General features: G+C 69.7%; 16 protein-coding genes. All 16 read right to left on the bottom strand.

The genetic code is table 11. The features are described 5' to 3' along the window. Window positions 1–15: 15 nt before the first annotated feature. On the bottom strand, window positions 16–669 hold the full coding sequence (locus tag IEZ08_RS24560; protein WP_189243048.1) for a hypothetical protein: 654 nt from the start codon (window positions 667–669) through the stop codon (window positions 16–18). Between the two features lie 61 nt (window positions 670–730). Beyond that, window positions 731–1,381 (bottom strand): hypothetical protein, encoded by a 651-nt coding sequence (locus IEZ08_RS24555; protein WP_189243047.1) that lies wholly within the window; start codon window positions 1,379–1,381, stop codon window positions 731–733. A 61-nt stretch (window positions 1,382–1,442) separates the two neighbouring features. After that, the gene (locus tag IEZ08_RS24550) at window positions 1,443–1,784 is read right to left on the bottom strand and encodes a hypothetical protein (protein WP_189243046.1); all 342 of its coding nucleotides are present in this window, start codon (window positions 1,782–1,784) and stop codon (window positions 1,443–1,445) included. A 158-nt stretch (window positions 1,785–1,942) separates the two neighbouring features. Further along, window positions 1,943–2,410: a hypothetical protein gene (locus IEZ08_RS24545; protein WP_189243045.1), complete on the bottom strand. Its 468-nt coding sequence runs from the start codon at window positions 2,408–2,410 to the stop codon at window positions 1,943–1,945. A 216-nt stretch (window positions 2,411–2,626) separates the two neighbouring features. Continuing rightward, window positions 2,627–3,691 carry a DUF6744 family protein gene (locus IEZ08_RS24540; protein WP_189243044.1) on the bottom strand — a complete coding sequence of 355 codons (1,065 nt, stop codon included), beginning with the start codon at window positions 3,689–3,691 and terminating at the stop codon, window positions 2,627–2,629. A gap of 112 nt (window positions 3,692–3,803) precedes the next feature. Further along, window positions 3,804–5,387, bottom strand: a complete 1,584-nt coding sequence (locus IEZ08_RS24535; protein ID WP_189243043.1) for a VWA domain-containing protein — start codon at window positions 5,385–5,387, stop codon at window positions 3,804–3,806. A 201-nt stretch (window positions 5,388–5,588) separates the two neighbouring features. Further along, window positions 5,589–6,839, bottom strand: a complete 1,251-nt coding sequence (locus IEZ08_RS24530; RefSeq protein ID WP_189243042.1) for an AAA family ATPase — start codon at window positions 6,837–6,839, stop codon at window positions 5,589–5,591. A 226-nt stretch (window positions 6,840–7,065) separates the two neighbouring features. Continuing rightward, window positions 7,066–7,902, bottom strand: a complete 837-nt coding sequence (locus IEZ08_RS24525; protein ID WP_189243041.1) for a class I SAM-dependent methyltransferase — start codon at window positions 7,900–7,902, stop codon at window positions 7,066–7,068. A gap of 182 nt (window positions 7,903–8,084) precedes the next feature. Next, entirely contained in the window at window positions 8,085–8,888 is an 804-nt protein-coding gene (locus tag IEZ08_RS24520; protein WP_189243040.1) for a hypothetical protein, read from the bottom strand. Between the two features lie 224 nt (window positions 8,889–9,112). Continuing rightward, window positions 9,113–9,940 (bottom strand): PP2C family protein-serine/threonine phosphatase, encoded by an 828-nt coding sequence (locus IEZ08_RS24515; protein WP_189243039.1) that lies wholly within the window; start codon window positions 9,938–9,940, stop codon window positions 9,113–9,115. Between the two features lie 181 nt (window positions 9,941–10,121). Continuing rightward, the gene (locus tag IEZ08_RS24510; protein ID WP_189243038.1) at window positions 10,122–10,448 is read right to left on the bottom strand and encodes a hypothetical protein; all 327 of its coding nucleotides are present in this window, start codon (window positions 10,446–10,448) and stop codon (window positions 10,122–10,124) included. A 301-nt stretch (window positions 10,449–10,749) separates the two neighbouring features. Then, complete coding sequence (locus tag IEZ08_RS24505; RefSeq protein ID WP_189243037.1) at window positions 10,750–11,076, bottom strand: hypothetical protein; 327 nt, start codon at window positions 11,074–11,076, stop codon at window positions 10,750–10,752. Between the two features lie 179 nt (window positions 11,077–11,255). Continuing rightward, window positions 11,256–11,726 carry a hypothetical protein gene (locus IEZ08_RS24500; protein WP_189243036.1) on the bottom strand — a complete coding sequence of 157 codons (471 nt, stop codon included), beginning with the start codon at window positions 11,724–11,726 and terminating at the stop codon, window positions 11,256–11,258. 8 nt (window positions 11,727–11,734) lie between these two features. Beyond that, on the bottom strand, window positions 11,735–12,364 hold the full coding sequence (locus tag IEZ08_RS24495; RefSeq protein WP_189243035.1) for a hypothetical protein: 630 nt from the start codon (window positions 12,362–12,364) through the stop codon (window positions 11,735–11,737). Next, window positions 12,361–12,537: a hypothetical protein gene (locus IEZ08_RS24490; protein ID WP_189243034.1), complete on the bottom strand. Its 177-nt coding sequence runs from the start codon at window positions 12,535–12,537 to the stop codon at window positions 12,361–12,363. Before IEZ08_RS24490 ends, IEZ08_RS24495 begins: the two co-directional genes overlap by 4 nt. Before the next feature lie 173 nt (window positions 12,538–12,710). Continuing rightward, window positions 12,711–13,346 (bottom strand): hypothetical protein, encoded by a 636-nt coding sequence (locus IEZ08_RS24485; protein ID WP_189243033.1) that lies wholly within the window; start codon window positions 13,344–13,346, stop codon window positions 12,711–12,713. Window positions 13,347–13,350: the final 4 nt, after the last annotated feature.

The raw sequence follows: 13,350 nt of genomic DNA, 5'->3' as shown, positions 1-13,350 counted from the left end.
GTCGAAGGCGAAGCGTCAGATCCGGTAATCGGTTTCTCCGGCGTTGCAGACCTCGACCGCCAGGGCTGTGGACGGTCGGCTCTCGTTGTCGATATGGACGTACACGTCCCCGGGTTCGCCCTGGCGCTCGCGCACAAGCAGGCTGACGCCGAGAACTTCCATGACGTACATGTCGCTGGCGTCGTCGGAGTCTGGGGCGCGGTTGAAGATGCGGATCTCGGCGTCGCGGACGCGGGCGGTCTCCGGGGCGGTGGTCGAGCCGTCGCCGGTGGTGGTCTTGGCGGAGGCGAGATCGGCCAGGAGCCGGTTGCGGTAGGTGAGAATCTCGCTGAGGACATCGCGCACGACAGGTTCGCCCGGGGTGCCGTTGGAGGTCTTGAAGACCTGCATCTTGATGAGCTCGGTGGCCAGCCGGAGTCCACCGGGCAGGTCCACGGTGAGCATCAAGTCGTCGTTGTCGGCGTCGCTGGTATCCCACAGACAGATGTCCGCCAGCGTGGGGCAGTGCAGCGGATCATCGTCGGGGATGTGGACAAGCTGCTCGCGGGCGAGCCGGAGAATGCTTTCCACGTCATCGAAACATCCGACGGTGACATCGTCGACGTCGGGGTGGGACAGGATCGCTTCCCATTGCTTTTCGGTCAGTTCGACAGGACGGGCGTCGATCATGAAGGGGTTCTCCCGCAAACAGAAGGGACGGTGCGGGACACACCGGTCCCTTGATGGACGGTCAGGCGCTGGCAGAAGGGCCGGAGGGCTGCTCCTGGTCCAGGAGCCCGCGGGTTTGCTCCGCGCCCAGGTGCGCTATCAGGTGGGCGATCTGCGCGTGCAGGCCGTTGTTGTTGGCTTCGGAGGCGGCTTTGCCGGCGATGTCGTGAACGAGCCCGAAAAGATCATCGGGGGTGAGGCCGAGTTCTTCGGCATGGGCCACCAGGGCATCCCGTTCGGTTTCGGACTGCTGCTCAGCCGTACTGCTGTCCGGGCTGTCGGTGGAGGGCAGGAAGTACGGCGCGAACAGCTCGGCGACTTCGTGAGCGAGGTCGTCGGCACGCTGGTGGTCGTCGGGCGCCTCGCTGTGGGCGGCCTTGACGCGGGCCTGTTGCCATGCGCTGAGCGCGGCTCGCATCGGATCAAGCGGATCGGCGGGCTCGGCCACGACACGCTCCCAGACGCGAAGCACGACGGCCTCGACGGGGTCGTCGAGGTCGAGAGCTTCGGGGTCGTAGCGCGGGCCGCGCTCCCTGGGGCGGCCGGGTACGTACTCGGTGATGTCGGTGTCCAGGACGTCGAGCTCCAGGTGCAGGCGACCCACGGCCACCAGCAGGCCGGGCTGGCCGGTGGTGCGGACATCGACAGAGACATAGGTGCGGGCGGCGGTCATGCGGCCGCCCCGGGGAAGCGGTGGTCGGCGAAGATGCCGGTCAGGAGATTTCCACAGCCCATCACAGGGCGAACCTCTCGGTCAGCATACGAACGATCTCAGCGGCGACGCGCCGGTCCGCCTCCGGATCGTGCTCCTCAATAGCCGTCGCCGCTCCGCCGGTGGTATGGGCGGTGCGGAATAGGTCCGGATAGTCGCTGGGGTCGAAGTCGTCTTCGTCTTGTTCCTGACGCAATTCGGCGACTGCGTGGGCGGCCCGCTCGATACTGACGGGGCTCGCCTGGATGCCGTTGATCGTTGTGGCGCGGATCGACACGTTGGGATGGGGATCCTCGGGGGTGATGCCGAGCAGACCCACGATCTTGCGGATCTCGGTGCGGGTAATTAAGGCCGTGACGTCCATACTCGTCGCTGGTCCTTTCGGGGCCGATGTTGAACAGCTGATGGAGAACTGGGCTAGAGATGCCGAGGCTGCGGCGTTCGTATGGGTGGGGCTCGCCGATGCGAAAGCAGACCACCTCATAGCGACAGGGAGCGCTGCGCGCGCAAGGGCTATGGCACCTAGGGATGGCCGTTCATCAGCACGGGCAGGCGTCCGGTTTCGTTGGCGAAGCCTGCGGCCTCATCCGCGGTGACGTAGTCCCAGCCTTCCTGGTAGCGGATGTCGGCCGGCACGTGGCTGTGTCCGGTGGCGCAGCGCCAGCCCCGGTCGGTGGTCCAGGAATCGGCGCCGCACTCGACGATGACTGCCTCGCCGTCCTCGGTGCAGTGGCCGGTGTCGACCAGCCATGAGCATGATGAGATTTCACTGCCCTGGGAGCACGCGCGTACGGCCGCGATGCTGGAGTGGCGCCTGTGGCAGTTTCCGCACTTGATAAACATGAGCGTTCTCCCAGAATGTGATGTCTTGAGGCGCAGCCAGCGGAGGGCGGCGCGGGGATCGGCCTCGAACGACTCCCGCAGGCGGCCCCGGAAGGCTCGGGCGGCAAGGCGGGCGGCCGCCCGGTCATGATGTTTTGCGCCCGTCACCGCCCGGGAGAGAGTGTCAACGGCGGAGGGCGCAAAAGATCATGAGTGGGCGGGGGGGTCCGCCCGCCTTGCGGCCCGATGCCGGGGCCGCATCCTTGCAGGGAGTCGAGGCCGGTCCCCGCGCCGTCAGCGGGGGCAGGTACCTGGGCTCGCGGCCTCGGTTCGGCGGCTGCTTTGTCGCGGAGATGTCAGTTGACGCTGGCCGGGGTGATGGGGTTAACAGGCGCTGGTCAGCAGGCTGGCCATCTGCGCATGGACCAGTTGCAGGGCTGCTTCGGTGCTCTTGAGGCTGGTGGCCAGCCGCGCCGAGTGCTCGGTGGTGGAGTCCTTGACCGCGTCGAAGCGCCGCAGCAGGGCCTGCACCTGGGCCTGTGAGGCACCCTCGGCGCGGGCAGTGGCGATCTCCAGGCTGAGCCTGGTCAGCTCCTCTTCCGCCTTGGTGGTGAAGGCGTCGATGACCATCTCGCGCATCTCTTCGTCGTCGGGCAGGGGTACCCGGGTGAGGCTGCTGCCGGCGCCGAAGCGTGCGACCAGCTCCCGCAGGCCGGCCAGGGGTGCGGCGTGCGCGCGGTGCACGAAGTAGACCCCGCCGCTGGGGCGTACCCGCACGGCGTGGAGTGCCTCGATGTAGGTGCGAATCAGGGTGCGCAGCTGATCGCCGCTGTAGAAGTGGCACTGGCGCCGGTAGGCGTCCTCTACCTCGGCCAGGGTGGCGCGCACTGTGTCCTGCTCGGGCGGGGCCAGGGCGGCGATGGCGGCGGCGTTGGGGACGATCTGCAGGCTTCCGGCGCCGGGCTGGCGCCGGTCGGCGCGCTGAAAGATGATCTCGGCCAGGCCGGGGTCGTAGGACAGCTGCAAGCGGCCCTCGTCGCGTACTTCCCGTACCAGGTGCCGGGTGATCTGGTGGGGCTCCCGGCTCACGTGACGGATCATGAGGGTGGCTTCGACCTTCTCTCCCGACAGCGGCGTCGACTCTGGCAGCCGGTAGCTGGTGCGCACCCCGGTTTTGCCGGTGACGCGCTCATAGGCGTTCAGCGGGGTAATCGGTGCAGGCAGAAAGTCCTGGTGCAGGCCGAGCTCGGTGAACCAGCGCTGCAGCTCCTGGTGGCTGACGCCGGTCTCGGTGCCGTAGATGGAGTACATCACCAGGTAGCCGAACAGGGGGGCGTCGCCTCGTTCCATCGCGGTGGTGTAGGCGGCCAATCCGGCGGCGGCACCGGCGCTGCCGCGGCGGGTGGCTGTGGTCTGGGCGGGGATGGCGGTCAGCGTCGAGTGGGACATGGCAGTGCTCTCCTTGCGGCGGGGGACGGTGCGCCAGGGCGCGGGGAGCCCGGGCGAAGGGGGGGAGGAACAGGGGGCGGTGGCTGCGTGCGGATCAGCGTGGGCAGCGGCCTTAGATGAGGCGGAACATCGATCGGGGGGCCTCGACGTCGGCGAGGTCGGTGATGTGGCGCACGTCGTCGCACAGCTCGGCCAGGATGCGGCCGGGCCGGTGCGCAACCGACACCCCGAACACCCGAAAGCCCACGGCGGTTTTGCGCTGCTGCCAGCGGGTCATCCACTCCGGTGTGAGGTCGCATTCGCCGTCGGTGATCAGCACGATGTCGCCGTGGCTGAGGTCGTCGACGTCGTAGCTCTCGGCCAGGATGTCGGCGGCTGCCTCCAGGGGCCCGGCGAAATCGGTGCCGCCGTCGAAGAAGTGCTCGGCGAACTCCAGCACCTGGGGCAGAGGGGCCTGGCCGCGGGGGAAGTCGAAGATCTGCCGCTGGCCGGCGGAGGCGAACAGGATGCCGACGAAGTGGCGGCCGGCGGCACGGGCCTGGTCCAGCAGCGCCAGCGCGCACGCTTTTGCCCAGGCCTCCCGGGAGATCCCGTCTTCTTGCCGGGTCATGGAGCCCGAGCAGTCCACCAGGGCGATGATCGCGCCGTTGCCGGCCTGCTCCTCGCCTTGGGTGTCGTAGACCATCAGCCGGCCTTCGGCTAGCCGGGCGGCGAAATCGGCCCGCAGCGCCGGCACCGCCAGTGCCGCCAGTTCGGAAGGCACCAGGTGGGCCAGGTCATCGCCGACGGTGATGCCGGCCAGCTCTCCGCGGGCGTGCGGGATGCGGCGGGCCCGCTCCCCGGCCGCCATCGCCCGAAATCGGCCGATCAGCTCGGTGAAGGCGGCCAGCCGGTGGCCGGTGATCAACTGGGCGAGCTCGGCCCGCTCGGCAAAACTCATCCGCCGCAAGCGCCCGGCATCGATGCCCCAGGCGGCCATCTGCGCGGTCTCGGCGCGGGCCTGCTGCGTGGCCGCGGCGGTGCCGGTGCGGGCCGCCGCACGGATGCCGGGTGCCGCCTGCTCAAGTGCCCCCTGGGTATGTGCCTCGGCCTGGCCGACAGCGTCGAAGGCGGCCTCGGCCGCCGCCAGCGCCGTTTCGAGCTGCTGGACAGCGACGTCGCCGACGTCGGCGTCGGCGTTGACGGCCTCGAGTGCGGCCTGCACCCGCTGGGCGGCCTGGACGGCCTGCTGGCGCGCCTGCTGCGCGGCTTCGGCTGCCTGCTGGCTGTCGCGGGAGTGCTCCAGCATCTCGCGCAGCGCCGATCCGTGCGCGAGCACCGCCATCGCCGCGGCATAGGCATCGCCGATGGTAGTGCGGCGCAGTTCGATGAACTCCGGCGTATCGACCAGCGCAGAGATCACCTGGTGGTTCACCGCGCGCGAGGGGTCGACCTGCGCGCGGGTGCGCAGCTGGGGTGCCGTCTTGTAGGCGGCGGTCCATACATCGCGCACCAGGTCGGTGGTGTAGTGGTGGCGGTCGGCCAAGTCGTCGGCCAGCCGCCGCAGTGCTGTCGCCTGGGTGAGGGTTTCCCGCCAGGTCATCTCGTCGAAGCGGTCGGCCTCGATGACCTGGGTATGCGTAGCGGGGGTGCGGGCCAGGCCGAGGCAGCGTCCGGCCCGGGCCGCGAGGTCCTTGAGTTTGGCGTTCACGCGCATGGCGGCACTCCGAAGGTCGTATCACAGGTGGGTCAGCGGGTGAGGTGGACGCAGGCGAGGCAGGGCCGCCTTCGATGACTCCGCTTCCCCCCGGGGGGCAGCCGGGCGGCGCGGCGGGAGACCGGCGCCCGTATCGACCTGACCGCGGTGCGCCTCGATAGCGCACCGCGCCCGGGCCCGAAGGCACCCTCCTTTGCGGGTTCAGACAACAGTGCTGGCCATGCGGGAACTGATGCCCAGTGCCTCGGTCATGAGGCGGGTGTGAACGGCGCGGTAGCGGGTGATCACCTCATCGAGAGCGGCCGTCGACCGGCCGGCCGCCTGGGACTGCTGATGCAGTTCCTCCAGCCGATGGCCGGCCCGGGCGAGCTTGGGATTGGCCTCTCTAGCCGCCCACTCCGACAGTTCCTCTCGAGAGCGTCCGAGCTTGCCGTCCAGTTCAGTGTTCAGTTCCTCGATGGCCTTGAGCAGATCGAGCGCCTCGCCCGCGTCGGGGTTGACGATCTTCAGCACCTGCTTTTGCGTCGTCGGCCGCTCGGCCGGAGAGTTCCACAGCACATGCGTCAGGATCGCCAGATCGCTGATGTCGACCTGACGGCGCCCGGCCAGGAAGGCACACGCCTGCAGCAGCCGCATCGCCAGCCGCCAACGGCGGTCGGAGGCGATGATCTCAGCGCGGTGCAGCGCGGCCCGCAACGTGCACACGGCCTCCACGACGGTCTCGGGGATGGTGATGGCCGGCACGTGGATGCGCACCGCGGCCTGCAGGTCGGCCAAGGTCACCGTGGTTGGCGGGGCGGCCGGGACGGCCGGGACGGCCGGGAGCGTGGCGGAGCGCATCAGGTGGGCGAAGTTACTCACCTCGGCCAGGTAGCCGACCTGGATGCGGACCAGCAGCCGGTCGTAGACGGCCGCGCTGTCTTCACCGGAGGGCAGCTCGTTGCTGGCGGTGATCGCGGCCAGCAACGGACACGGGATGGGGGCACCGCCGGCCTCGGGGTGGTAGAGGCGCTCATTGAGGAAGGCCAGCATCGCGTTCAACGCGCCGGGCCCGCACTTGAAGATCTCATCGATGAAGGCGATGTCGGCCTGGGTGGCGCGGCCGTCCCAGATCTGCTGGTAGCTGCCCTGCATCAGCGCGGCCACGTCGATCGGCCCGAAGATGGCCTTGGGGTCGGTGTACGTGCTCAGCAGGATCTCCCAGAAGCGGGCGCCGGTGATGCGCCCGGTCAGCTCCCGGGCCAGCTCGGACTTGGCGGTGCCGGGCGGACCCAGCAGCAAGCTGTGCTGGCCGGCCAGCAGGCAGGCCACCAGCGCGTGAACCACCTCGGCGCGCTCCAGGTAGCGGGCGCCGACCTCGCCGATGATGGCCCGCAGCCGGGCCGCGGTGCCGCTGCCGTCGCCGGGGTCAGCCGACGGCGGCGCGGTCGTCAGGGGTGCCGTCAAGGTCATGTCTTCTCCAGAGAAAAGGGGGCAGGGCGTGTGAGAAGGTGCAGCCGGTGCCAGGGGTCTGCTGTGATGGCGGGGTCGTAGCGTCGGCGCTCTTCAGGCCGTCACTGGTTGCCGGCGGAGCGCTTGCGGCGTATCCACCGCGAATGTGAAGACACCCCGGGTGATCAAGGGCCCGCCTCGGCGTGCGGGGGCACGAGGGGGGCGGCAAAGGTGGCCGGCTGCGGGGTTAAAACAGCGCGTCGCTGACTGGTCGCTGCGCCCGCGTGGTGCGCCGGGAGGTGGTTCGTCGGCCGGGCCGGGCCACCGGGTCAGAGCGCTCACGGAAATCGACGGTGACGATCTCGGTGAGGGGCGCGACGCCGCGCCAGCCCGGATAGCAGGCCGTGTCGATGCCGACGTTGAAGCGCAGCTTGATGCCGGTCTGCGCGGTGAAGTGGCGGTAGACCTGCGGGTAGTCCCACTGGGAGGGACGGGGACCGCTGTAGCAAAACGGCGCCAGCGTCTGCGGGAGGATGAACGCCCCACGGTCGGCCAGGTCGGCGGCCAGGTCGATGACGTGGTATTCGATCCGGTTGCCGCGATAGCGGGGCGATCGGAGGCCGCCGCGGGTGACGAAGCCGAAGGGAGGGTTGGCCAGCGCCGCATCAAAGCGCCCCAGGTCAAGCTGGGGAAGGTCGAAGACATCGGCGCAGATCCACCGGGCCTCGGGCAGCAGCCGGCGGCCGACTTCGACGTAGGCGGGGTTCTTTTCCACGCACACCAGCTGCAGGGGCGCCTTGTCACGCTCCCAGTCGGTGACGTAGCGCTGCCGATAGCCCCACGCCAGGTGGCCGATGCCAGCGCACAAGTCGATGACGCGGCAGCCGCCGATGTGCAATGCCAGATCCCGCGCCAGCTCTCGCGGGGTGAAAAACGCCCCGTCCAACGGATTGGTGATGGTGGAGGCCTCCTGCCAGTGCGCCAGGACGAACTCGACCTCCTCCTCCGACAAAGGCTCTGACGAGCGCACCAGGTCATCGGCCTGGCGGTGCAGTGTGGCTTGTGCCTTGGTGAGCTTGAGCATGCGCAGAGCACCTCCTTACGGGTGGGGCGGATCGGCGTGCGGGCGCCGGAGCTCGCGGTTGCACGGCGGGCGGCCGCTGCAGGCAGCGCCAGGACGGGGTGATGGATGAGGAGAAGCGGCCGCGCCCCTGCTGTCTGCCGGGGGCGCGGCGGCTGGTGCTGCGCCGGGTTTCGTCGGCGCGCTCATCCCTCAGGGCTGTGCACGTAGGCGTAGCCGTCGGGCAGGGACACGCCTCGGCCGCACCGCTGGCACTCGAAAGCGTCGGTCTCGAAGCCGCCGTCGCCGAGGCTGACGGTGATGAGGCCCGGCTCGGTGATGGTCAGCTCGTTGGTGCGGGAGGCCACCTCCAGCTCGACGATGTCGTCGGCGGCACCGCAGTCATCGTAGGGACAGGTGAGCTTGCCGTCCTGGATGAGGACCATCGCCGCACCGTCCACGGTGGGAGTCACCGACGCGCAGCATGCGGGGACGGTCGCGCTGTCGGCGTCACCGCCGGTGAAGACACCCGGGCGCCGGCCGCACGTCGGGCAGAGACCGGGGCTGCCGGAGACGGGGTGGGGCTGGGTGTGTATCGGCGTGTCCTGCGCGGCAGGCTCCTCCTCGAAGCGGTGAAGCGCAAGCAACAGCTCTGCCTCCCCGATGAGCCCGCGCTCATACTCCTTGACGAATTCGCGCTCGGGCTCCGGCAACGATCCGGCGGCGGCCATGTCCACGGCGGCCTGCACCATGCAGCGGTTAAAAACGTGGGACTCCGCCGAGTCCATGGTCAGACCCAGCATCTCGAAGCGGAAACGTTCGACGCGCACGAACCTCTCGGCGGCGGCGACGGTGGCGAAGTGCTGCTCCTGGCGGCTGGGGCGGTCGCCGTGTCGCATCACGGAGATGACGGTGATCTCATCGTCCGCCTGCACCCACAGGATGATCTTTCCGAAGTCGTGGCTGAGAAGGCCGGGGTTGAGGAAGCAGACGACGACACTGACGATCATGGTGATCCTTCCTGCGGGTCGCGAAAAAGCGGATGCGCAAGGGCTGGGGGAGGCTCCGGCGCCGTACACCACTCCGGTGAAGCCGGCATCCGGGGGCCGACTCCACCGAGGGACAAGGGCCCGCACGACCGCCCTCCTGCCGGGTGGGGGCGGCAGAAGGGCGGCCGGGCGGGAACCCCGGGATCAGGCGGTGAGCTCAGCCGGCCGATGCCGGCCAGAGCTGGTTATCCGGCCGCAAGGACCAGGGCGTCGTCCTCCTGGTCGGGCAGGTGCGTTGCCGGGCCGGTGCTTGGGTCCAGGTCGGCCACGATGACGGTGATGTTGTCGTGGCCGCCGGCCGCCAGCGCGGCGTCGACCAGGGTGTCGCGGGCCTGCTCGGTGGTTGCGGCGCCGGTCAGGATGTTGGCGATCACCTCGTGGTCCACGTCGCCGTCCAGGCCGTCGGAGCACACCAGCAGTCGGCGGACGGGCCGCTCATCCAGATGCAGCGTCACGGTCTCCGGCTCGCCCTTGAGGACGTGCCGCAGCACGCAATGCAGGTCACCGGGCGGGTTGTGCGGACTGGTGACCCGCTGCAGCTCGCCGCTGTGCAGCAGCTGCCACACCGACGAATCCCCGAGCCAGGCCACCTCCACCCACATGGCCGCCTCGCTCGAGGCGTCGTTGCCCAGGGCCACGACGGTCAAGGTCGAGGTTCCGTACCCATTGCGCCAGGGATCGCCTTGGATCTGACCGGCCAGCACGTGCTGGGCGGTGGTGCAGGCCAGATCCGCCAGGCCGGTGCGGGCGGCGGTGTGCGCGGCGACCTCGGCGGCCAAGACCGCCGCATCGTAGGCGTCCTGGCTCGCGCCGACCCCATCGGCCACGACCAGGGCCGTGCTGCGCTTTCCGGTCTCCACGGTGGCGTAGTCGTTGTTGCTCCGGCGCCGCAGCCCGACGTGGGAGGCGTAGGAGACGGTGGCCATCGGCAGGACACGGGTGTCCCGCAGCGTGCGGGGCGGCAGCTCGGCCGCGCTGAGCTCGGCGAAAGCACGGACGCTGGCGTCGGTCATGGAGATCTCCTTGGAAAGGGGAAGTTCGCGACGAAGAAAAGGCCATCGCCCTGAGCAGTGCTCAGGGCGACGGCCCGCCTCCGGGCCAGGCCCGCAGGATCGGCACGAGCGCCGGGGAACGGTCCCCAGCTCAGGGCCGGAAGGGTGCAGCCGGCGCTAGAAACGGGGGAAGACCGTCCTGCTAGTACCGGCCCTTGATGGCCTGGCGGTGCGGGAAGGTCGGCGGGTCGACCTCGACCCCGCCGGTGGCGAGGTACTCCTGCAGCGCGAGCCGGCAGGCGTCGCGCACGCCACGCCGCTGCGGGCCCCAGCCCTCCGCGCGCACGGCCGCACGCGACGGGGCCGGGCAGTGGAAACGCCAGCTGAGGACGGCAGCGGGGACGCCCGGGTTCTCCGCCCACAGTCGGCGCAGCGGGTCCCAGTCCCGCAGCAGCTCCGGATCGGCCGGCTTTGCGCTGAACGCGTCCTTGATGCGCCAGCGAAGCTGCTCCTTGCGGGTACGAGCCATCGAAGACCTCCAACCAGAAGAGGAACCATCACCGGGAGAGGGGCGGGGCTCCCGGCGCCTGGGTCGCCATTGCCGCGGGTTCTCGGGGCGGGGCAAGGCTCGCCGGAGGCCGCGCAGCGGCCTTGCCCCGCCCCGGGGTTCCGTGGCAGACCCGCAGAAGGCGCCAGAAGCCCCAGCCCGCGCACGCGCTCGGCCATGACCCGTCTCTCACCTCAGGGAGCTCCAGCCGGTCGCCTCAGTGGCCACCCCGGGCGGGCAGCAAAGAAGGAAGGTGGGAGAGCTGTCGGCACCGACGGCAGGGTCACTGGATGCGGGCCGTCGAGGTGAGTGCTCGATGGGTCTGCCGTTCGGCGCCGGTGCGGGTGAGTGCCCACCCGTAGTACTCGCGGTAGCCGGTGAGCTCCTCCGGGTCGGGGTGGCACAGGTACCAAAAGCAGCCGAACGGGTGGGTCGGCTGGTAGTCGGCCTGGCCGGCGCCTTCGGTGCGTACGGCATTCCGAGCCTGGGCGCGCTGCTCGGCGGTGAACTGGTAGCGAGCGAGCATGCGCAGCCGATGGCTCATCAGGTAGACGAAGATCGAGATGGCGAAAATGCACAGCACGCTGGGGACGGTGAGGAAAGGGCTCATGCTGCTCCTTTGGACGATGACGCGACATCAGCGGTGAGGATGAGTGGCGCGCCCGAAGCTGTCTGCTGCCGAACGCATGGTGATCGCGGGATAGCGGGGCAACCGCAGGTCAGATGAGCGAGGATGTGTTATCCCGGCAGGGGGCGGCAGTCGCGGAGCCGACCGGGGCCGCGGCGGAATCAGTCCTCGGTGCTGGTGGGATGGAGGGTTTCGGCCGCACCGGAGCAGATGCTGATGCGCAAAGGCTGCCCTGTATGAAAGCGGCGGAAGTAGCGGACGTGCTTTTTGACGCGGTGGTCCAGGCCGGCGAGTTCACGGCTGAAGTAGTCGGTCATGCCATGGCCGCTTCGGCCGATCGCCGGGCCGGGTGGGGCATTCCACAGCCGTTCACAGGCGAAACGCACCCAGGTCAGGCCCTGCCAGCAGGCACGGGTGGTACGGGGGCGCTCGCTGACGTCGTGCACGGTGACGGGCCGGGTGGCCAGGTGCTGGTAGAAGTCCGGGCCCAGCGTCCACAGAATGTCACCCCAGCGTTTTTGCTCGCACCAGGTCGACTGCAGCCGCAGGTAGTGCGGGCGCGGCACGTGGGAGGCGCACAGCAGGCCGCGGGTCAGGTTGAGATAGTGGACGGCATCAAGATCGGGGGTCATCGGTGTGCTCACTTCAGGGGCAGGTTCAGCAGCAAGACCCGGGCGATGTCGAAGGGAGACAGCTCAGCGTGGGTGATGCGCTGCACCGAAAGCGGAGTGATGCCGGTGACGGTGACGCCGCACAGCACGTCGTGGTGTCCGCGCCGCTGGCCCCAGTACGGCCGGTAGTCCTCCTGCCGGTAGATGGCCAGGTAGAAGGTCGGCGCCTCTGCGTCGGCCCGTGCGTGGCTCTCGGCGGAGTTCGTCCATAGCCGGCAGTCGCAGGCCGGATCACCGCAGCGTTCGGCCTCCAGATCCCGGGGCGTGGCCCGGTAGCGGGTCATGTCGCCGTTGAGCAGCGGACAGGCCCGCCTGGCGTAGGAGGCGCAATCGGCAGGGTGCAGCGCGGGCTCGCTGGAGTAGCCGCGGGTGAAGTCGACCGGACGCAGCAGCAGCGCGTACTTGCCGCCCGGCCGCCTCGACAACGGCTGGCCGCACACACCGCACTGCTTGCCGAGCACGAAGGTATTGACGTGGCCGGGATGGTTGATGCCGAACAGGGCCCGGCCGCCACGGTGGTGGGCTGCGACCGCGGGGACGGCCAGTCCGCCCTGCACCGGGCACCCCGACAGGCGCTTGGGGATGGGGACGCTACTCATGTGCCCAGTCCGTCGAGCATGATCGCCCGGTAGACGTCGTCGATCGCGTCCACGGCGGTGTCGTCGTCCATGGCGTCCAGGTGGGCCAGCGGTGTGACATCCACGTCAACGTCGGCGAGGCGGGCGTCGGCGATGGCGGTGCGGAGGGTCTCGTTGTAGGGCTCAGGATCCATCGAAAGGGGGTTCTCCTGTTCTGTGGTGGGCCGGGCAGGGCGGCTGCGACGGTGGTGGCCACCCCGCCGGAAGCGGTGACATGGTCGGCAAGGAGCGAAGGCGGGCGGCCTGCGAAGTCCTGAAGCAGGCTGCCCGGAAGGGGAAGGGCGGCTGGTCGCCGGGCCCGGGCGGGCTACGACCAGGGCAGGCCGAGCCGTGCAATGATCGCCAGGTCGTCGGCGCTGGGCCGGCCGGGGGTAACGAGCCGGATCTTCGACCGGGTCAGGTGGCGCAGTGACACGCCCTTGGGGGCGCCGCGCGCGGAGGGGCGCAAGGTGTAGTCGGTGGCGGAGAACCGCACCGAAAACCACGGGTCGGCGTCTTGCCCGGCGCGGATCACCGCATCCGGTGTCGTGGTGTTCCAGCTGGCGCACTGACACCGCGGGTCACCGCATGGGCGGGCCGAGCGTGGGCTGGTCCGGTGGCGTTGCAGGCGCCCGGACAGCATCGGGCATGCCCGGATCGTGTATGTGGCGCACCACGGATGCTGGGCGGGTTCGTCGACGTAGCCGCGGACGAAATCCTGTGGCCGGGCCATCAGCACCGCGACCTCTTCCAGCCCTTGGTCGCACAGCTGGCATCGCTGACCGATCAGGCAGTCGGCCACCGTGTCGGAGTCGACTTCGCCGAGAACGGGCGTGCCGTTGCGGTGTCGCAAGGTTATGGCGGGCACGACCAGGCCCCGCCAGGTAGGCCGGTCCGCCAGTTGGATCGGGATCGACGGATGTTGGGTGGGTACCCGAGGAGACGGGCAGGCGGGCAGGGACATCAGC

The organism is Planobispora rosea, from assembly GCF_014648175.1.
Classification (GTDB): domain Bacteria; phylum Actinomycetota; class Actinomycetes; order Streptosporangiales; family Streptosporangiaceae; genus Planobispora; species Planobispora rosea.
This window is presented reverse-complemented; position numbering and strand designations above follow the sequence as displayed.

Excerpts from the sequence above, each read along its gene's own strand:
- IEZ08_RS24515 (WP_189243039.1), bottom strand. The coding sequence starts at position 9,940 with ATGACCGACGCCAGCGTCCGTGCTTTCGCCGAGCTCAGCGCGGCCGAG.
- IEZ08_RS24490 (WP_189243034.1), bottom strand. The coding sequence starts at position 12,537 with ATGGATCCTGAGCCCTACAACGAGACCCTCCGCACCGCCATCGCCGAC.
- IEZ08_RS24500 (WP_189243036.1), bottom strand. The coding sequence starts at position 11,726 with ATGACCCCCGATCTTGATGCCGTCCACTATCTCAACCTGACCCGCGGC.
- IEZ08_RS24505 (WP_189243037.1), bottom strand. The coding sequence starts at position 11,076 with ATGAGCCCTTTCCTCACCGTCCCCAGCGTGCTGTGCATTTTCGCCATC.
- IEZ08_RS24550 (WP_189243046.1), bottom strand. The coding sequence starts at position 1,784 with ATGGACGTCACGGCCTTAATTACCCGCACCGAGATCCGCAAGATCGTG.
- IEZ08_RS24525 (WP_189243041.1), bottom strand. The coding sequence starts at position 7,902 with ATGCTCAAGCTCACCAAGGCACAAGCCACACTGCACCGCCAGGCCGAT.
- IEZ08_RS24555 (WP_189243047.1), bottom strand. The coding sequence starts at position 1,381 with ATGACCGCCGCCCGCACCTATGTCTCTGTCGATGTCCGCACCACCGGC.
- IEZ08_RS24520 (WP_189243040.1), bottom strand. The coding sequence starts at position 8,888 with ATGATCGTCAGTGTCGTCGTCTGCTTCCTCAACCCCGGCCTTCTCAGC.
- IEZ08_RS24495 (WP_189243035.1), bottom strand. The coding sequence starts at position 12,364 with ATGAGTAGCGTCCCCATCCCCAAGCGCCTGTCGGGGTGCCCGGTGCAG.
- IEZ08_RS24560 (WP_189243048.1), bottom strand. The coding sequence starts at position 669 with ATGATCGACGCCCGTCCTGTCGAACTGACCGAAAAGCAATGGGAAGCG.
- IEZ08_RS24535 (WP_189243043.1), bottom strand. The coding sequence starts at position 5,387 with ATGCGCGTGAACGCCAAACTCAAGGACCTCGCGGCCCGGGCCGGACGC.
- IEZ08_RS24530 (WP_189243042.1), bottom strand. The coding sequence starts at position 6,839 with ATGACCTTGACGGCACCCCTGACGACCGCGCCGCCGTCGGCTGACCCC.
- IEZ08_RS24485 (WP_189243033.1), bottom strand. The coding sequence starts at position 13,346 with ATGTCCCTGCCCGCCTGCCCGTCTCCTCGGGTACCCACCCAACATCCG.
- IEZ08_RS24540 (WP_189243044.1), bottom strand. The coding sequence starts at position 3,691 with ATGTCCCACTCGACGCTGACCGCCATCCCCGCCCAGACCACAGCCACC.
- IEZ08_RS24510 (WP_189243038.1), bottom strand. The coding sequence starts at position 10,448 with ATGGCTCGTACCCGCAAGGAGCAGCTTCGCTGGCGCATCAAGGACGCG.